Consider the following 17,828-nt stretch of genomic DNA (forward strand, 5'->3'; position numbering starts at 1 on the left):
GTTTGACCTCAAGTCAAACCTATCCCGGCACGGTCGACTGATGTTTGATGCCAGGCAAGGATGCGGCCCGTCGAGCGGCCTCAACACCATTAGTTATTAAAGGACCCGCGCAATGGACCATGCCGATACCCTGTTTGCCCCTGTCGATCTTGGCAAGTTAAGCCTGAAAAACCGAATTGCCATGGCGCCAATGACACGCACCTATTCGCCCGGCAATATTCCCAACGATGCGGTGGTTTCCTACTATCAGCGCCGCGCACAAGGCGGTGTGGGACTGATCATCACCGAAGGCACCTTTGTCAATCACGAGGCCGCCAGTGGTTATCCAAATGTTCCTGCCTTTTATGGCGAAGAGGCCCTGGCTGGCTGGAAGAAAGTTGTTGACGCGGTTCATGCCGCTGGCGGCAAGATCGCGCCGCAGCTTTGGCATGTGGGCGCCATTCGCCGCCCAGGTGTGATGCCCGGTGGCGATACCCCCGGGCACAGCCCCAGCGGCATGGCCTTCCCCGGCAAGGTCACTGGCCACGCCATGACACAGGCCGACATTGACAATGTCGTTGCCGCCTTTGCCCAGGCCGCCGCCGATGCCAAAGAAATCGGCTTTGATGCGATCGAACTACACGGCGCCCATGGCTATCTGATTGATCAGTTTTTCTGGGAGGGCACCAACCAGCGCGAGGACGGCTATGGCGGCGATCTGGCACAACGTTCGCGTTTTGCGCTGGAGATCATCCGCGCGGTCCGCGCCGCCGTTGGCGAGGACTTCCCGATCATCTTCCGCTATTCCCAGTGGAAGCAGCAAGACTACTCTGCCCGGCTCTGTGAAACGCCCGAGGCTTTGGAAGCCTTCCTCATGCCACTGGCCGAAGCTGGCGTTGATATCTTTCACTGCTCCACCCGCCGCTTCTGGGAGCCGGAATTTGAAGGCAGTGATCTGAACCTCGCCGGCTGGACCCGCAAGCTCACAGGCAAAGCCGCGATCACCGTCGGCAGCGTTGGTTTAAATGCGGACTTCCTACCCGAAGACGGAACCGCTGACTTCAAAGGCGCCGAGCCGGCCAGCCTGGATCGTCTGATGGAACGCGCCAAACGCGACGAGTTTGACCTTGTTGCCGTTGGCCGCGCCCTAATTGCAAACCCTGACTGGGTAAATCAGGTAGCCGCAGGGCAAACTGATGGGCTGATCGCCTATGAGAAATCCATGCTGCACAAGCTGCGCTGATCTGGGTACAGCCCCAGCCTGCTCTGATTTTGCGCTCCCGCCCGGCCTCAGGTCCGTGCGGGAGCGTTCTTGTCCTGACTGTAGTGATAGGTTTTGCAATCGCTTCTGCTGACTGTTAGCTTTTTAAAAACAGAGGCAGGCGCAGACCATGACAAAATCAAAGCGCATTTCGAAACCCTTGAGAAGTCCGAAACCCAAGGTTACTCCAACAAAGACCAAATCTGTCAAAGCCAAAGATACAGCTGCGCCCGTTGTGTCTGCACCCGAGATCCCAACCCAAGAAAGCCATCCGGCTGAGGTTGCTGAACTGCTGCCTCTGGGGGAACTGGACCAATTGGCCATCCAGGCTGAAACCGACAAGAGCTCAAAACGGCATGACTACATGCGATTTTATGAGCACCTTTTGACGCCCTACAAAGACAAATCCTTTTCCATGCTGGAGCTGGGCGTTGGCCTGCCCAGTCGCCGCGCGCCCTCGCTGCGCACCTGGAAGGCCTTTTTTCCGAAGGCACGGATTGTCGGTGTCGATATCAAAGGTGTCTCAAAGACCTTTGAAGAAGACCGGATCCATATCGAAATCGGCGATGCCTCGAAGCCTCGTTTCCTGAAGCGTGTCTTTCGGATCTATCAGCCTTCGGTCATTCTGGACGATGCCTCGCATTTCTGGTCGCATCAGATCATTGGCTTTCAGACTCTGTTTCCAATGTTGCCCCCTGGAGGCGTTTATATCGTTGAGGATGTGCACACCAGCTTCCTGGCCAAGGAAGAAGGCTCGCAATATGCCGATCACGAGGAATCCTTCTGGAGCTATTTCAGCCGCCTGCAGGCTGGGCTGGTCTGCTCCCAGCGCCACGGCCCCGAGCTCTCCACCCAGGAAAGCCGCCTGATTGCCTGGATCGACAGTATCTCGATTTCGCGCCGAACCGTTGCAATCGTCAAACGTCAAAAAATGCGCCGCCGCGAACTGAGCCGGGCTGACAACTGAACTGGCAATATTAGCGAAGCAAAATTAGCAGATTTGCAAAAATCTAAAAACCTTGCTTGCGTACCCATAATTCAAATGGGTTTGCAAAAATTTGCAGGGTTCATTGTGATCAGAGTGCAAATTTCTTGCGTCTCTGTGACGCGGGGTTATTAAGATTACTTGCCCCAGGCGCAGGCTTGGGCATAACTCTTTTGAGAACAAAATGCGTGGAGGACGCCGATGTCTTACAAAGAGATATATGCCAACTGGAAAGCCGATCCTGAAGCCTTCTGGATGCAGGCCGCCGAGGCAATTGATTGGGTGGAGGCCCCGACCAAAGCGCTGACCGACAAGGGTGAGGGCCTGTATGAGTGGTTCGCCGACACCAAGGTCAACACCTGCTACAACGCGGTGGACCGGCACGTAGAGGCCGGACGTGGAGAGCAGACGGCGATCATCTATGACAGCCCGATCACCCATACCAAACGTGAGATCTCTTATGTGGAGCTGCGCAACCGCGTCGCCAATCTGGCCGGCGCATTGCGGGCCAAGGGCATCGAAAAGGGCGATCGCGTCATCATCTATATGCCGATGATCCCAGAGGCGCTTGAGGCCATGCTGGCCTGTGCCCGGATTGGCGCGGTGCATTCGGTTGTCTTTGGTGGCTTTGCCGCCAATGAACTGGCGGTTCGCATTGATGACGCCACGCCCAAGGCGATTATCGCCGCCTCCTGCGGGTTGGAGCCAGGTCGGGTTGTGCATTACAAACCGCTGCTGGACGGCGCCATTGATATGGCTGAACACAAACCCGATTTCTGCGTTATTTTGCAGCGTGAGCAAGAGGTTGCAGAGCTTGTTGAGGGGCGTGACGTAAACTGGCACGGCTTCCAATATGGTGTTGAGCCCGCCGAATGTGTCGCGGTTGAGGGCAATCACCCCTCTTATATTCTCTATACATCAGGCACCACTGGCCAGCCCAAGGGCGTGATCCGCCATACTGCAGGTCAACTGGTGGCGCTGAACTGGACCATGAAGAACATCTATAACGTCGATCCCGGCGATGTGTTCTGGGCGGCCTCGGATGTGGGCTGGGTCGTGGGTCACAGTTATATCTGCTATGCACCATTGATCCATGGCAACACCACCATCGTCTTTGAAGGTAAGCCAATCGGCACACCGGATGCGGGCACCTTCTGGCGGGTGATTTCCGAACATGGGGTCAAGAGCTTCTTCACCGCCCCCACCGCGTTTCGCGCGGTGAAACGCGAAGATCCCAAGGGCGAATTTGTCGGCAAATACGATCTCAGCTGCCTGGGTCAGGTTTATCTTGCGGGTGAGCGCGCCGACCCTGACACCATCACCTGGGCTCAGGACAAGCTGGGCGTTCCCATCGTCGACCACTGGTGGCAAACTGAAACCGGTTGGTCGATTGCTGCAAACCCGCTTGGCATAGAAGAACTGCCAACCAAACTGGGTTCGCCTGCGGTGCCGATGCCCGGTTATGAGGTTGATATTCTGGACGAGGGCGGCCATCCCGTCGCCGCCGGAGAACTGGGCGCTATTGCCATCAAGCTGCCCCTGCCCCCCGGCACCCTGCCAACCCTGTGGAACGCCGAGGCGCGCTTTAAGAAAAGCTATCTCAATACCTTCCCCGGCTATTATGAAACAGGGGATGCCGGTATGAAGGACGAGGACGGTTATCTCTATATCATGGCGCGCACCGATGACGTGATCAATGTCGCCGGTCACCGCCTGTCAACCGGCGCCATGGAAGAAGTTCTGTCGGGTCACCCGGATGTGGCGGAATGCGCGGTGATCGGCGTGGCCGACCAGTTGAAAGGTCAGGCACCGCTGGGCTTCCTCTGCCTCAACGCTGGGGTTGATCGCGATCACGGCGAGATCGTCAAAGAAGTGGTCAAGCTGGTGCGCGAAAAGATCGGCCCTGTAGCAGCCTTTAAATTGGCTGTGGTTGTTGAGCGCCTGCCCAAGACGCGCTCGGGCAAAATCCTGCGTGGCACCATGGTCAACATCGCAGATGGCACCGCCTGGAAGATGCCCGCAACCATTGATGACCCGGTGATTCTGGACGAAATCACCGCGGCCCTTCAGGGCCTTGGCTTTGCAAAGGGCTGATATGCTTGTGATGAGGTCGAAGGGTAGCAGCTGTCTTTTGACCTCATAACGCACAACTCAGCCAAAACTCTGGCTGATGGGGCGAATATTCTAAAGGAAACCGGGTTCACGTCTGGTTTTCCTTGCAAGCCTCAATTGCCGCTCTACCCTGCCGCGCAGGAGATGAGCATTATGAACACAGACGAGATCTGGCGCCTGAGCGCCACTGAGCTATCCACCCTGACTCGCACCGGTGATGTTTCCGCAGAAACGGCGGTTCAGGCTTCGATAGACCGGATGAGGGCGGTGAACCCGGGCCTGAACGCGGTTGTCGAAGACCTGAGCCTTGAGGCTTTGAGCCGCGCCCGGGAACTCGACAAGGCCCGCGCCGACGGTGCCGCTCCGGGACCACTTCAAGGGGTGCCTGTCACCATCAAAATCAACGTCGATCAGGCAGGCCATGCCACCTCCAACGGGGTGACGGCATTGAAAGACCTGATTGCGCCAGGTGACGCCCCGGTAGTGGCCAATCTGGAGAAGGCCGGTGCGGTGGTGATTGGCCGGACCAATACGCCCGAGTTCTCCTTTCGCGCCGATACCGACAACCCGCTGCATGGCCGCACCCATAACCCATGGGGGCGCCATATCTCCCCCGGCGGCTCCTCTGGCGGTGCCGGGTCTGCAGTGATGGCCGGGATTGGCGCGCTGGCCCATGGCAATGACATTGGCGGCTCGCTGCGGTTTCCGGCGGCGGCCAATGGCGCGGTGACGGTCAAGCCGGGTCTTGGCCGGGTGCCCGCCTGGAATCCCAGCCAAAAAGCCGAGCGCGGACTGCTGGCGCAATCCATGTCGGTGCAGGGGGTGATCACCCGCTCGGCGGCAGATCTGCATCTGGCAATGCCTTCGCTGATTGCGCCGGATGCGCGCGATCCGTTCCATGTCCCCCTGCCCTGGCGTGGCGAGCCGCTGGAGGGTCCAATCAAAGTTGCCTTTACCCGCAATACCTTTGGCTATGATCTACATCCAGAGGTCAATCTGGCGCTGGAGACGGCCCGCGACGCACTGGTTGAGGCCGGCTATGTCGTTGAAGACGTTGAACCCCCCAATGTCTTTGAGGCCGGACGCACTGGCTATCGCGCCCTGATGGGTGAAGTCTATGCGATGATGAAACAGGATGTCGACGCAGCGGGCTCTGACACCGTTCAACAGATCTTTGAGGTCTATTTTCAGGAATTCCCGCCCTTTGCCGGGGTGGAGCTGCTGCAGATGATGGCCAAGCGCAGCCATTACGCCCGTGAATGGTCCCTGTTCATGCAGGACTACCCGCTGGTTCTCACGCCGTTTCTACCGCAGCCGTTTTTCAAACCCGACCGCGACACCGAAGGCGCCGAGGGCGTGCATGAGGTACTGGGCTGCGCCGTCTACTCCTATGCGGTGAACTATCTTGGCCTGCCTGCTGGCTGCGTCCCGGCCCGACTTGCGCCGCTGGCAAGCGGCCCTCAACCAATCAATGTGCAGATCGTTGCCCGACGCTGGCGCGAAGATATGGCGGTAGATGCCTGTATTGCTATCGAACAGAGGGTGGGCCGTTTCAGCCCGCATCTGTGGGATCTTATGACCTAGATCTGGTGATCGGGATGTCAGCCCATCGGGGAGATGAAACCGCTGGGGGTGTTTTATGGCAGAAAGGAAACCGGGAGATGGATCACTCCATTCCCGGCACCTTTCGTACCATGAAAACTCGCTCACGCGCGACTGCCTTCCGCCAAAGGGCCAAATTTGTCGCTCAATACAGGGATAGCTTCGGCCAAAAATAAAGTAAGACACTAAAAACAGAAGCTATCTTACGGCCAGAATGCCCCAACCTTTGAGGGTTAGACCAGCCCCCTCACAGAAACGTGATCGCATTTCGCACAACACAATGTCTAGCAGGATCGACCAAATAGCAGGATAGCTGATTGATTTTTATCAGAAACTCCCTGCCTCACACAGACGCTTTAAGTGAATTGCTCAGAAATGAGCCGTTCTTCCAGCCCATGCCCCGGGTCAAACAGGATCTTATGGCAGATGCTGGGCTCGGTCTGGATTTCCACCCATTGAATGTCTGGGCAGGAAATGGAATCCGCATCCGCCATCACTGGACGCTTGTCCGCCTCCAGCACATCAAAGCGCACCTTGGCGCTGCTGGGCAGCAAGGCCCCCTGCCAGCGGCGGGGACGAAAAGCGGCAATTGCTGTCAGCGCCAGTACATCCGACCCAATCGGCAGGATTGGCCCATGGGCGGAGTAGTTATAGGCTGTTGAACCCGCAGGCGTAGAGACCAGCGCCCCATCACAGACCAGCTCTGCCAGCCGCTGACGGCCATCCACAGAAATTTTCAACCGCGCCGCCTGCGGGCCAGCCCGCAGTAGAGAGACCTCATTGATCGCCAGCGCCTTGTGACAGAGGCCATTGCGGTCCATCGCAGTCATAGACAGTGGATTGATGATTTCTTCTTCGGCCGCCTCTAGCCGGGCAAGCAGACCGTCTTCATGGTATTCATTCATCAAGAACCCAACTGTGCCCCGGTTCATGCCATAGACCGGCAGGGCCAGATCGACGGCGTCGTGCAAGGTCTGCAGCATAAAACCATCGCCGCCAAGGGCCACAATCACCTCAGCGTTCTGCGGCTCAGCATTGCCATGACGTTTCACCAGAGCGTCACAGGCCGATTGCGCAACGGGGGCGTCGCTGGCCAAAAAGGCGATTCTCATTATTACTAAACCCTGTTTCCGGTGTGAGCCATTTTGTTCCGAAACAAGCACAGCTGAACCACAAAGACCAGAGTTGCCGCTCTATGATTGGTGATTGCCGCTTTACAGCCTTTAAGAACCATGAAGTTTCCGATAGGAAATCCCCAGATCACCCAACCCTGCCACTTCCTACCAAACGGAGCCACCATGACCGCGAACACCCGTGACCCCGGATTTTTCACCGAAGCCCTAGCCGAACGTGACCCCGAACTCTTTGGCGCAATGACCGACGAGCTGCATCGCCAGCGCGACGAGATCGAGCTGATTGCCTCTGAGAATATCGTCTCTGCCGCCGTTATGGAAGCGCAGGGCTCGGTGCTCACCAACAAATACGCCGAAGGCTATCCAGGTCGCCGCTACTATGGCGGTTGCCAGCACGTGGATGTTGCCGAGAACCTCGCCATTGATCGCGCCAAGCAGCTGTTTGGCTGTGACTTTGCCAATGTGCAGCCCAACTCCGGCTCGCAGGCCAACCAGGGTGTGTTCCAGGCACTGATCCAGCCCGGCGATACCATTCTTGGCATGGACCTGTCTGCTGGTGGTCACCTGACCCACGGCGCGCGCCCCAACCAGTCGGGCAAATGGTTCAACGCCGTGCATTACGGTGTCCGGGAAGACGACAACCTGATCGATTACGATCAGATTCAGGCTCTGGCCACTGAGCACCAGCCCAAGCTGATCATCGCTGGTGGTTCTGCCATTCCGCGTCAGATCGACTTTGCCCGCTTCCGTGAAATCGCCGATAGTGTTGGCGCCTATTTCATGGTCGACATGGCGCATATCGCCGGCCTGATCGCCGCAGGCGAGCACCCCTCGCCCTTCCCCCATGCCCATGTGGCCACCACCACCACGCACAAGACCCTGCGCGGCCCCCGTGGTGGTATGATCGTCACCAATGACGAGGCCATCGCCAAGAAGGTCAACTCGGCCATCTTCCCTGGTATCCAGGGCGGCCCCCTGATGCACGTCATCGCAGGCAAGGCTGTCGCCTTTGGCGAAGCGCTGCGCCCCGAGTTCAAAGACTATCAAAAGCAGGTTCGTGCCAATGCGGTTGCCCTGGCAGATCAGCTGATCAAAGGTGGTCTGGACATCGTCACCGGCGGCACCGACACCCATGTCATGCTGGTCGATCTGCGTCCCAAAGGCGTGACTGGCAATATCGTCGACAAGGCCCTGGGTCGTGCTCATATCACCACCAACAAGAACGGCATCCCGTTCGACCCGGAAAAGCCCACGGTGACCTCCGGTATCCGTCTGGGCACCCCTGCGGGCACCACCCGTGGCTTTGGTGAGGCTGAGTTCCGTCAGATTGCCGATCTGATTGTCGAAGTGGTCGATGGTCTGGCTGCCAATGGCGAAGAGAGCAACGGCGAAGTCGAAGCAGCGGTACGCGGTAAGGTCGCCGATCTCTGCGCCAAATTCCCACTCTATCCAAACCTCTAAGACCTGGATCAGCAAGGTATAACGGGGAGCGCCGCTGGATTTTCCAGCGGCGCTCTTTTAATATCTGCTTATGAGCAAAGATATTTTAAAGACCACCAGCAAGTTCCTCAGTTTCGTTCTGCGTCATCGCCCTGAGAGCATTGGCCTGACCCTTGATGGCAATGGTTGGGCAGAGATTGAAGTGCTGATTGCCAAAGCCTCGATTCCCCTCAACCATGCGCTGATTGCGGAAGTTGTCGCCAGCAGTGACAAAAAGCGCTTTGCTTTGAGCGAAGACGGTCTGTGGATCCGTGCTAATCAGGGCCATTCTGTACAGGTCGATCTGCAACTGGCCTCACAGACCCCACCCGAAATCCTGTTTCATGGCACGGCTGAGGGTTCAGTGGCGGCAATACAGCGTCTAGGTTTGCTAAAGGGCAGCCGACAGCATGTGCATTTGTCCCCGGATCCTGAAACAGCGCGCAGAGTTGGCCAACGACACGGGCGTCCCACTGTGTTGCGCGTCTACAGCGCCCAAATGCATGCCGCGGGCTATCAGTTTCTTTTGTCAGAGAATGGCGTTTGGCTCTGTGATCATGTGCCGCCAGCCTATCTTGAGTAAGCGACGGAACGAAGCCCTTCCTCACTTAAGGACGGCGAGCCGCCCGCAGTTCAGATAAAGCCACGCCAACGCAGAACGATGATAAGCAGCACAAAAACCACCAGTACAGAAAAGGCGATACTGCCAAGAATGTCCAGCAACCGCCCCTTGCGGCGATCGGCGGTATCAATAGCCTTCAGGTGATTTTTCACCTCCAGTGCCGCCTTATGCAGGGACTTTTCGTCCTGGGTCTGACGCAGTTTGGGATGCTCTAGCATCGGCAAAGCATCCGCCAGTCGCATCCCCTGTTTATAGATCCGGCGCGGCAGATGACGCCGCGCTTTGCCCAGAGCAGAAGCCAGATCCCCCGAAACTTCGGCATGGGACTTCAACAACTCCTGAACCTCTTCAATATCGGCAAAGATGTCTTGGGCCATGGCTCTGTGCTCCGCGATTAGAGGCGCTGCGCCGCCCCCGGTGTTTTCCTGCCCCAGTAGTTACCGCAAGCGCCCCTGCGCCTCAATGGGTCTGGCCACGCCCCGCGCCGGAGGCTATCACTGCCCCATGCTGAACTACATCCTACATGGTACCCCCACCGATAAACCCGCCCTGCTGGTTGCGCATGGTCTTTATGGCTCTGCCCGCAATTGGGGGGTGATCTGCAAAAGACTCTCGGATGAACGACAAGTGGTGGCCGTCGACCTGCGCAATCACGGTCAAAGCCCCTGGACCGAGAGCCACAGCTACCCTGAAATGGCCGAGGATCTGGCTGAGGTCATCGCTGCAAATGGCGGCCAGATGGATGTGATCGGCCATTCCATGGGCGGCAAGACCGCCATGATGCTGGCGCTGAACCATCCGGAAATGGTGCACCGCTTGATCGTCGCTGACATTGCGCCTGTGCCCTATACCCACAGCCAAATTCAGTTCATCGAGGCGATGCGATCGGTGGATTTTGACAAGGTGGAACGGCGCCCGGATGTTGAGGCACAACTGGCCGAGGTCGGTGTCGACCCTGCACTCCAGAGCTTTTTCACCCAGTCGCTGGATATTCCCAACAAGGGATGGCGGCTCAATCTGGACACCCTGGCGCGGCATATGCCGGACATCATGTCCTTCCCCGAGACCACGGCGCAATGGCAAGGCTCTGCGCTATTTTTGTCTGGTAGCAACTCGGATTATGTGCGCCGCGAAGACCGCGAGACCATTCTGGCCCGCTTCCCCAATGCCCGCTTCGCCAAGATACCCGGCGCGGGGCACTGGCTTCATGCAGAAAAACCGCGCGAGTTCGAGGCCAATGCCCGCGTCTTTCTGAACGCCTGATTTTCCTAACACCCCTGACCCAGACACGATCTATTCCCCCTGACTTGTCTGGGGCTGACCTGTCTAAGGTGCGATGTTGACCGTCACAACCAAAGCCAAAACCCGGAAGACAGGGTCTTTCCGGGTTTTGGCTTTATACGCCGGTCAGTGCGCCGAGTTTTGATAGAGCTGACGTGCCACCAACCAGGCCACTGGCAGACCCAAAACGGCTCCGGCAGCGGCCGCAAGCAAAATTGCTTTTACCGAGACAAATCCGGCCACCAGCACTGCGATGACACCAACCCCGGCAAGGGAGCTACCAATGAGAGAATAGAGAATGGATGCAAGGCGCAACATGCGGGCCTCCTCGGGTATCTGGTTTGAAATATGAATCAATTCCTACCCAAAACTGCAGCCCTCCACTTTGATCCGGATCAGTTCGCCTCAGGACGTCATGCCGCGATCCACAGGTTCTTCTACCGCAGCACCCGCCTCTTTCCATTCGGCAAAGCCGCCAACATTGTAAACCTCGCTAAATCCCATATCGATGAGCAGCTTGCCCGCAAGGGCGGCACGGCCACCGCTGGCACAATGCAGCACTACCGGACGGTCCCGACGCAGGGCGGTATCGTGAAAAGGGCTGTTGGGATCGGCGCGAAACTCCAGCATGCCGCGCGGAACGTGATGGGATCCCGTGGCACGCCCCTGGGCTTCCAACTCAGGCGCATCGCGCACATCCAGCAACAAAGCGCCCTGTGCAACCAATTCCTGTGCCTTCTCAACAGGGATGCGTGCCACTGCCGCGTTTGCTTCTGCCATCATCTCTTGCAAGGAAATTGCCATCTGTCACTCCTGAGATTCATCCGGCACCACAGGATGCCTGCCGACTTGTTGCAAGATGACGCGGTTCGAAACCGGAGAAAAGCCCTGTTCAAGATGATGTGACTATTTGGCTAAGACCAGCCAGCCCGTTCAATGCACTCGCCAGTCATACAAAACGACTCTCGCCTGAAGACAGATTGTATAGGGGTTTGCTCTCGTGTCTCACAAGAGACTTGTAGCGCCCAGGAGAGGACTCTAATAGCCAAACTAACACTTTGTAAATATATATTTTTCTTTATCATTTTGTTCAAGGTCACCTCTGAGGCCACCCTTGGAACTAATACCTACCAAACTGGGTTTCAGTTTTTTACTTACAAAAGCAGGCAAGGAAACGTGGTTAAACTTCTCGCTTCCGTTCTCTCTCATGTGAAAGATGATCTAGGCGCTTTTTGGAGAGCGTCGGTGCTGTCCGAGCTGTTGCTCAGAGCCTCTCGGGTTTTGGCCAGGGCCACATCCTGTCTCTGAGTTTTGGTACGACCTAGAACACTCTTTCATTTGATTGCGTGACAATTGCCAATTTCGACCAAGCAGATGTTCTAGCCAACTATCTACCCGGAAGTGAGTTTATATAACCACTTAGATTGCCTGCTCCGCACGAGCCAGTTGAATTCAACTGTACGAAAAATGTTAAAAAGACGTCCAATTTCCTAAAGATTACTTTCAAAGGTCGCTTAGTCTTCTTCCAACTTAGGGAGGGATAACATGACAAATACGGACTCAATTTCCTTTGGCTATGATCCTGACCCGGCGCGGTCAAACTCATTGCGGGCAGAGGCCTATACCCAAGAGAAGTGGTTTGATGCTGATCTGAAATCAGTCATCTCAAAGACTTGGCAATGGGTGTGTCATGTGGAGAAAACAAGGACACCCGGATCCTATGTCACGGTGGATATTGCCAACCAACCTATCGCGGTTGTCCGCGACAAGGAGGGCAAGCTGCGGGCTTTTTACAATGTGTGCAAACATCGCGCCCATGAATTGCTGTCGGGCGAAGGCAATACCACGCGGATAATGTGCCCTTATCATGCCTGGGTTTACAAACTGGACGGACAGCTGGCACGTGCGCCGCACACGGAAAATCTGGAAGGGTTCAGTACCGGTGAGATTTGCCTGGACGAAGTGCAGGTTGAAGAATTTTGCGGGTTCGTCTTTGTCAATCTAGACCCAAATGCAGCACCCCTATCGGAACAGTCCGGGGATCTGGAAACCGAGGTCCGCCACTGGGCGCCGGATGTGGACCAGCTCACCTTTGGGCATCGGCTGACCTATGACATCAAATCCAATTGGAAGAATGTCGTGGATAACTTTCTTGAGTGTTATCACTGCCCCACCGCCCATAAGGATTTCTGCGACCTTGTGGATATGGACACCTACAAGGTGACGACCTACGGCATCTATTCCAGCCATATGGCAGATGCGGGGCAGACGACCAACAGCGCCTACGACGTCTCCAACGCCACGGTGAAAACTCACGCGGTTTGGTGGCTCTATCCCACTACCTGCCTGATGCGTTACCCTGGGCGCTCCAGCATGATTGTGCTCAACATTATTCCCGTCGGGCCAGACCGGACTCTTGAAACCTATGATTTCTTTCTGGAAACGCCTGACCCCGACCCGATGGAGCTGGATGCCATCCGGTATCTGGACGAGGTCTTGCAAGTCGAAGACATCGGTCTGGTCGAAAGTGTGCAACGCGGCATGAACACCCCGGCCTTTACCCAGGGCCGCATCGTCAATGACCCGGACGGATCAGGCAAATCCGAACATGCCGTGCATCATTTCCACGGGTTGGTTCTGGGCTCTTATGACAAAGGTGCGGCGTGACGCGGCCCAACATCCTGGTGATCATGGCAGATCAGCTGGCGCCCCAGTTTACGGGTGCTTACGGACATCCTGTCGCCAAAACTCCGCACCTTGATGCCCTCGCGGCGCGTGGTATGAGGTTTGACGCTTCTTATTGCAACTCACCGCTCTGTGCACCCTCCCGTTTTGCCTTCATGTCGGGACAACATATCAGCCGTATTGCGGCCTATGATAACGCCTCCGAATTCAAGGCCTCGGTGCCAACCTTTGCGCATTATCTGAAATCATTGGGCTACCGGACCTGCCTGGCTGGTAAAATGCACTTTGTTGGTCCTGACCAAATGCACGGGTTTGAGGATCGGATTACCACAGATATTTACCCCGCTGACTTTGCCTGGACGCCTGATTGGGAAGCCCCGGATGAGCGGATCGACAAATGGTACCACAACATGCAGACCGTCAAGGAGAGCGGTCTGGCCCAGGCAACCTTTCAGATTGATTATGATGATGAAGTTGCCTTTGCCGCCAAGCGTTGGCTGTTTGATGTGGCGCGGGACAAGGCGCTCGGCAACGATGCGCCCTTTGCAATGGTTGCAAGTTTCATCCACCCGCATGACCCTTATGTTGCGCGGCCTGAGTGGTGGCATCTCTATTGTGATGATGAGATCGACATGCCCGCCTTTGTACCCACGCTGGAAGATCAGGATCCTTTCTCACGCCGCTTGATGGATGGGATAGAGGCCTCCTATGTGCCTCTAACGGAGGAAGAAGTGCGCCGAGCCCGCCACGCATATCTGGCAAATGTCAGCTACTTCGACAGTCAGATCGGCGCTCTGGTTCAAACCCTGGAAGAGACAGGTGAGTTGGACAACACCATCGTGATTGTCACAGCCGACCACGGCGACATGCTGGGTGAACGTGGCCTGTGGTACAAGATGAACTTCTTTGAACACTCCGCCCGTGTACCGCTGGTGATGGCAGGTCCAAATATTGCAACCGGTACGGCACAGAACGCCGTCTCCTTGGTGGATATGTTGCCAACCTTTATCGACATCGGTGGCGGCGATCCGGCGATGATCGGAGAACCAATTGATGGGCGCAGTCTGATGCCGCTGGCGCGCGGTGAAGACGACCCCATCGATGAAGCCATCGGGGAATACTGCGCTGAAATGACCGGCTATCCTGTCATCATGATCCGGCGCGGCTCTTTGAAATACATTCATTGCGACAGCGACCCGGCCCAGCTTTATGACCTCAGCGTGGACCCTTTGGAGACCAGCAATCTGGCAACGGATGCAGGCTACGCTGATGTGGCCGCAGGTTTTGCAGCAGAAGTGGCCGCCCGGTGGGATGGGGAGGCTCTGCGACAGAAGATCATCGCAACCCAGAAATCCCGCCGAACCCTGCATGCCGCAATGGAAGCGGGTGCAAGTGAGCCCTGGGACTACAACCCGCCCTCCGACGCAAGCCAGCACTATGTGCGCAACCACATGGATTGGACAGTGGCCGCCAACCGCTATCGCTATCCACCTATGAAGGACCATGACCAATGATGCTGAACGGAAAGATCGCCCTTGTCACAGGAGCACGCGGGGGGATCGGCCGCGCAATTGTCGCCCGCTTTGTAAAGGAAGGGGCCACAGTTTTTGCCGCTGACCTCACGGCTGAGGGATCTATGGATCGCCATGACGATGATGGCAGCCATTTTGTAAAGCTGGACGTGACCCAGGAAGCCGACGCCATTGCCGCGATGGACCATGTTCGCGAACGGCACGGCAAGCTGGATATCTTGGTGAATGCCGCAGGCATTGAGATCGAAAAGACGGTCGAGGAAACCACGCTTGAAGAATGGAACCAGAGCTTTGCGGTGAATTCAACGGGCACTTTCTTGACCTCGAAATACGCCATTCCGCTGATGCGTGAAGCTGCCAAATCCGGCAGCAGCGCCAGCCTGATCAACTTTGGTTCTTATGATGGGTTTATTGCAGATCCTGGGCTTGCCGCCTATTGCGCGACCAAGGGCGCGGTGCATGCCCTGACCCGCGCGATGGCCTGTGATCATGGTCCCGAAGGTATCCGGGTCAACGCTATTTGCCCCGGCTATATCGACACACCGATGCTGCAGAGCTTCTTTAACGGCGATGGATCCGGCGGTGGCGGCGGCAATATTGAAACGCTACAAAAGGCCGTGCGGGATGTGCATCCGATGCGCACCTATGGCACGCCGACGGATATTGCCAACCTGGTAAATTGGTTGGCCTCGGATGAGGCCCGCTATGCCTCTGGCCAGTTGTGGGTCTTGGACGGGGGGCTGTCTGCACAAGTGCAACAGATGAAACTCTGATGGCCAAATCTGTTATCATCACATGCGCCCCGACGGGTGGCATCCACACCCCATCCATGTCGCCCCACTTGCCGATCACCCCGGCTGAAATCGCAACCGCCAGCATCGAGGCGGCAGAGGCCGGGGCCTCAATCATCCATCTGCACGCACGCCACCCCGAGACCGGAAAACCAGATCCACGTCCCGAATTGTTTGCGCAGTTCCTGCCCGTCATCAAGCAATCCACCGAGGCCGTGATCAATGTCTCAACCGGTGGTGGACTTGGCATGTCGATGGATGATCGCCTGTTGGCGGCGACCTCAACCAGTCCGGAAATGGCTTCGCTCAACATGGGGTCCATGAATTTTGGCATTTTCCCGATGCTGCAGAAATACACCGAGTTTCAGCACGACTGGGAACGCCCCTTTCTCGAGATGACCGAGGACTTTATTTTCCCCAACACCTTCAAGACCATTCGCTACGCTATTGAAAAACTAGGGGGCGAGCATGGGACAAAGTTCGAATTTGAATGCTACGACCTTGGCCATCTCTACAATATCAAATGGTTTGTGGACCAGGGCGTGATCAAGCCCCCCTTTTTCATTCAGATGGTGTTTGGCATCCTGGGCGGTGTCGCCGCTGATCCCGACCATCTGACACATATGCACAACACAGCCAATAAGCTGTTTGGGGCAGAGAACTACGAATGGTCGGTCCTGGCCGCCGGGCGACATCAGATGCAATTTGCGACCCATAGCGCCATGCGTGGCGGCAACCTGCGGGTGGGGCTTGAAGATAGCCTGTTCATTGGCAAAGGGGAATTGGCCCAGTCCAATGCAGAACAAGTCTTACGCATTCGCACTATCATTGAAAATCTTGGCCTTACGGTCGCCACTCCTGCCGAAGCGCGGGAGAGACTGGCGCTGAAGGGCGGCGATCAGGTCGGGTTTTAGGGAGGACCACATGCAGACAAAAATGTTGATCAACGGCGAATTGGTTACGGGCACTGGCGCCGCACTGGATGTGCTCAACCCCGCTACAGGCGAGCTGATCGGCAAGGTCAATGAGGCCAGCCCGGAGCAGGTTGAGGCGGCGGTGAAGGGATCAGAGGAAGCCTTTGAGATCTTTTCGGCCAGCCCCCCTTCTGAGCGCGCAGCATTGCTTTTGCAGATTGCCGATGTGATCGAGGCAAACAGTCATGAGCTCGCTGAGCTTGAAAGCCTTGATGTCGGCAAACCCTGGCCCTCGGCTCATGATGACGAGATGCCGTTGACCATTGATGTGTTCCGGTTCTTTGCCGGGGCGGCACGTACAATGATGGGCTCTGCCGCGGGTGAATATGTTGCTGGACATACCTCCATGATCCGGCGCGATCCCGTTGGCCCTGTTGCAGCCATTGCGCCTTGGAACTACCCGCTGATGATGGCGTCCTGGAAATTGGCTGCTCCGATCGCAGCCGGCTGCTCAGTGGTTTTGAAGCCCTCGGAACTAACACCTTTGTCCACGCTCCGGCTGGCAGAGCTGTTGCAGGATGTGTTGCCAAAGGGAGTGCTGAACGTTCTGCACGGGGGTGGCCTGAATGTTGGAGACGCGCTGATTAACAGTCCGCAAATGGAAGCGATCAGCGTGACAGGATCGCCTGCAACCGGCATGGCTGCAATGCGGGCGGCCTCTCAGCAGATCCGGCAAGTGCATCTTGAACTGGGCGGCAAGGCGCCAGTCATTGTGTTTGAGGATGCCGATCTGGAAGCCGTGGCTGAAACCATCCGCTATGGCAGCTATTTCAACGCCGGTCAGGACTGTGCACAGCCCTGCCGGGTGATGGTGGCTGACAGTGTCTATGATCAGCTTGTTGCCCTGATCGCGGATCAGGTTGGCCAGATCCAGATCGGCGCCCCCAGGGCTGAAGGCACCGAGATGGGTCCCCTTGTTTCCGTCGCACAAAGAGATCGCGTTGCGGGCTTTGTCGACCGCGCCCGTGCATCCGCTGAAATCGTCTCAGGCGGGGAAATGGGGGATGGCGCGGGGTTCTATTATCGCCCCACGGTGATCGCAAATGTCGACAATGATGCCGAGGTCGCCAGTAAAGAGATCTTTGGTCCCGTGGTTACCGTCTCTCGTTTCTCGGATGCGGATCAGGCGCTTAAAATAGCCAACGCGGGCCCCTATGGTCTAGCCTCTTCAGTTTGGACCCTTGACGTTGGGCGCGCGATGCAGATGACCTCAAAACTGCGATATGGCTTTACCTGGGTGAACACCCATGGCGTTGCCACCCCTGAAATGCCCTGGGCCGCGATGAAAGGCTCTGGCACCGGAAGCGATATGTCGGTCTATGCGCTGGACGCCTATACGGCAGTCCGCCATGTGATGGTTGCGCACTGATGCGGTTGGCAGGAAAGCGCGCC

At 56.8% G+C, this 17,828-nt stretch carries 16 protein-coding genes; 12 read left to right on the forward strand and 4 right to left on the reverse strand.

The annotated features are described in order from the left end of the window. Positions 1 to 112 precede the first annotated feature (112 nt). The 4 genes from ED661_RS20315 to ED661_RS20330 all read left to right on the forward strand — a co-directional run bounded on the left by ED661_RS20315 (position 113) and on the right by ED661_RS20330 (position 5,921). On the forward strand, positions 113 to 1,222 hold the full coding sequence (locus ED661_RS20315; RefSeq protein WP_122076537.1) for an NADH:flavin oxidoreductase: 1,110 nt from the start codon (positions 113 to 115) through the stop codon (positions 1,220 to 1,222). A 253-nt stretch (positions 1,223 to 1,475) separates the two neighbouring features. After that, the gene (locus ED661_RS20320) at positions 1,476 to 2,207 is read left to right on the forward strand and encodes a class I SAM-dependent methyltransferase (RefSeq protein ID WP_162930205.1); all 732 of its coding nucleotides are present in this window, start codon (positions 1,476 to 1,478) and stop codon (positions 2,205 to 2,207) included. A 219-nt stretch (positions 2,208 to 2,426) separates the two neighbouring features. Continuing rightward, a complete protein-coding gene (prpE, locus tag ED661_RS20325; protein ID WP_122076543.1) occupies positions 2,427 to 4,319 on the forward strand; it encodes a propionate-CoA ligase PrpE in 1,893 nt (630 codons plus the stop codon). 171 nt (positions 4,320 to 4,490) lie between these two features. Next, positions 4,491 to 5,921: an amidase family protein gene (locus ED661_RS20330; RefSeq protein WP_122077101.1), complete on the forward strand. Its 1,431-nt coding sequence runs from the start codon at positions 4,491 to 4,493 to the stop codon at positions 5,919 to 5,921. A gap of 374 nt (positions 5,922 to 6,295) precedes the next feature. Here ED661_RS20330 and ED661_RS20335 read toward each other — a convergent pair whose 3' ends face one another. Continuing rightward, positions 6,296 to 7,051 (reverse strand): NAD kinase, encoded by a 756-nt coding sequence (locus tag ED661_RS20335; RefSeq protein WP_122076545.1) that lies wholly within the window; start codon positions 7,049 to 7,051, stop codon positions 6,296 to 6,298. A gap of 186 nt (positions 7,052 to 7,237) precedes the next feature. Here ED661_RS20335 and glyA point away from each other — a divergent pair, with 186 nt between their 5' ends. Beyond that, positions 7,238 to 8,533, forward strand: a complete 1,296-nt coding sequence (glyA, locus tag ED661_RS20345; RefSeq protein ID WP_122076551.1) for a serine hydroxymethyltransferase — start codon at positions 7,238 to 7,240, stop codon at positions 8,531 to 8,533. A gap of 70 nt (positions 8,534 to 8,603) precedes the next feature. Continuing rightward, entirely contained in the window at positions 8,604 to 9,134 is a 531-nt protein-coding gene (locus ED661_RS20350; RefSeq protein ID WP_122076554.1) for an RNA 2'-phosphotransferase, read from the forward strand. A gap of 50 nt (positions 9,135 to 9,184) precedes the next feature. Here ED661_RS20350 and ED661_RS20355 read toward each other — a convergent pair whose 3' ends face one another. Continuing rightward, the gene (locus ED661_RS20355; RefSeq protein ID WP_122076557.1) at positions 9,185 to 9,550 is read right to left on the reverse strand and encodes a hypothetical protein; all 366 of its coding nucleotides are present in this window, start codon (positions 9,548 to 9,550) and stop codon (positions 9,185 to 9,187) included. 85 nt (positions 9,551 to 9,635) lie between these two features. On the opposite strand from ED661_RS20355, the gene ED661_RS20360 reads away from it, so the two are divergent. Further along, positions 9,636 to 10,436, forward strand: a complete 801-nt coding sequence (locus ED661_RS20360) for an alpha/beta fold hydrolase (protein WP_371412474.1) — start codon at positions 9,636 to 9,638, stop codon at positions 10,434 to 10,436. A 144-nt stretch (positions 10,437 to 10,580) separates the two neighbouring features. On the opposite strand, the gene ED661_RS20365 is transcribed toward ED661_RS20360, so the two are convergent. Both ED661_RS20365 and ED661_RS20370 read right to left on the reverse strand, forming a co-directional pair. Beyond that, positions 10,581 to 10,772, reverse strand: a complete 192-nt coding sequence (locus ED661_RS20365; RefSeq protein ID WP_122077106.1) for a hypothetical protein — start codon at positions 10,770 to 10,772, stop codon at positions 10,581 to 10,583. 87 nt (positions 10,773 to 10,859) lie between these two features. Beyond that, positions 10,860 to 11,258, reverse strand: a complete 399-nt coding sequence (locus ED661_RS20370) for a rhodanese-like domain-containing protein (protein WP_122076560.1) — start codon at positions 11,256 to 11,258, stop codon at positions 10,860 to 10,862. 741 nt (positions 11,259 to 11,999) lie between these two features. On the opposite strand from ED661_RS20370, the gene ED661_RS20375 reads away from it, so the two are divergent. Genes ED661_RS20375 through ED661_RS20395 form a run of 5 tightly spaced genes read left to right on the forward strand, consistent with a single transcriptional unit; the run spans position 12,000 to position 17,805 of the window. Beyond that, the gene (locus ED661_RS20375; RefSeq protein ID WP_122076564.1) at positions 12,000 to 13,121 is read left to right on the forward strand and encodes an SRPBCC family protein; all 1,122 of its coding nucleotides are present in this window, start codon (positions 12,000 to 12,002) and stop codon (positions 13,119 to 13,121) included. Then, positions 13,118 to 14,653, forward strand: a complete 1,536-nt coding sequence (gene betC, locus ED661_RS20380; RefSeq protein WP_122076567.1) for a choline-sulfatase — start codon at positions 13,118 to 13,120, stop codon at positions 14,651 to 14,653. Before ED661_RS20375 ends, betC begins: the two co-directional genes overlap by 4 nt. Beyond that, positions 14,650 to 15,444 carry an SDR family NAD(P)-dependent oxidoreductase gene (locus ED661_RS20385; RefSeq protein WP_122076570.1) on the forward strand — a complete coding sequence of 265 codons (795 nt, stop codon included), beginning with the start codon at positions 14,650 to 14,652 and terminating at the stop codon, positions 15,442 to 15,444. The genes betC and ED661_RS20385 overlap by 4 nt, the downstream gene beginning before the upstream one ends. Further along, positions 15,444 to 16,376, forward strand: a complete 933-nt coding sequence (locus ED661_RS20390; RefSeq protein ID WP_122076573.1) for a 3-keto-5-aminohexanoate cleavage protein — start codon at positions 15,444 to 15,446, stop codon at positions 16,374 to 16,376. Before ED661_RS20385 ends, ED661_RS20390 begins: the two co-directional genes overlap by 1 nt. A gap of 10 nt (positions 16,377 to 16,386) precedes the next feature. Then, positions 16,387 to 17,805 carry an aminobutyraldehyde dehydrogenase gene (locus ED661_RS20395; RefSeq protein ID WP_122076575.1) on the forward strand — a complete coding sequence of 473 codons (1,419 nt, stop codon included), beginning with the start codon at positions 16,387 to 16,389 and terminating at the stop codon, positions 17,803 to 17,805. The last annotated feature ends 23 nt before the right edge of the window (positions 17,806 to 17,828 follow it).

The sequence above is a fragment of the Pseudophaeobacter sp. EL27 genome (assembly GCF_900313025.1).
In the GTDB taxonomy this organism is placed as follows: domain Bacteria; phylum Pseudomonadota; class Alphaproteobacteria; order Rhodobacterales; family Rhodobacteraceae; genus Pseudophaeobacter.

Excerpts from the sequence above, each read along its gene's own strand:
- ED661_RS20395 (WP_122076575.1), top strand. The coding sequence starts at position 16,387 with ATGCAGACAAAAATGTTGATCAACGGCGAATTGGTTACGGGCACTGGC.
- ED661_RS20330 (WP_122077101.1), top strand. The coding sequence starts at position 4,491 with ATGAACACAGACGAGATCTGGCGCCTGAGCGCCACTGAGCTATCCACC.
- ED661_RS20315 (WP_122076537.1), top strand. The coding sequence starts at position 113 with ATGGACCATGCCGATACCCTGTTTGCCCCTGTCGATCTTGGCAAGTTA.
- ED661_RS20370 (WP_122076560.1), bottom strand. The coding sequence starts at position 11,258 with ATGGCAATTTCCTTGCAAGAGATGATGGCAGAAGCAAACGCGGCAGTG.
- ED661_RS20350 (WP_122076554.1), top strand. The coding sequence starts at position 8,604 with ATGAGCAAAGATATTTTAAAGACCACCAGCAAGTTCCTCAGTTTCGTT.
- ED661_RS20335 (WP_122076545.1), bottom strand. The coding sequence starts at position 7,051 with ATGAGAATCGCCTTTTTGGCCAGCGACGCCCCCGTTGCGCAATCGGCC.
- glyA (WP_122076551.1), top strand. The coding sequence starts at position 7,238 with ATGACCGCGAACACCCGTGACCCCGGATTTTTCACCGAAGCCCTAGCC.
- ED661_RS20365 (WP_122077106.1), bottom strand. The coding sequence starts at position 10,772 with ATGTTGCGCCTTGCATCCATTCTCTATTCTCTCATTGGTAGCTCCCTT.
- prpE (WP_122076543.1), top strand. The coding sequence starts at position 2,427 with ATGTCTTACAAAGAGATATATGCCAACTGGAAAGCCGATCCTGAAGCC.
- ED661_RS20360 (WP_371412474.1), top strand. The coding sequence starts at position 9,636 with ATGGGTCTGGCCACGCCCCGCGCCGGAGGCTATCACTGCCCCATGCTG.
- ED661_RS20385 (WP_122076570.1), top strand. The coding sequence starts at position 14,650 with ATGATGCTGAACGGAAAGATCGCCCTTGTCACAGGAGCACGCGGGGGG.
- ED661_RS20355 (WP_122076557.1), bottom strand. The coding sequence starts at position 9,550 with ATGGCCCAAGACATCTTTGCCGATATTGAAGAGGTTCAGGAGTTGTTG.
- ED661_RS20375 (WP_122076564.1), top strand. The coding sequence starts at position 12,000 with ATGACAAATACGGACTCAATTTCCTTTGGCTATGATCCTGACCCGGCG.
- ED661_RS20390 (WP_122076573.1), top strand. The coding sequence starts at position 15,444 with ATGGCCAAATCTGTTATCATCACATGCGCCCCGACGGGTGGCATCCAC.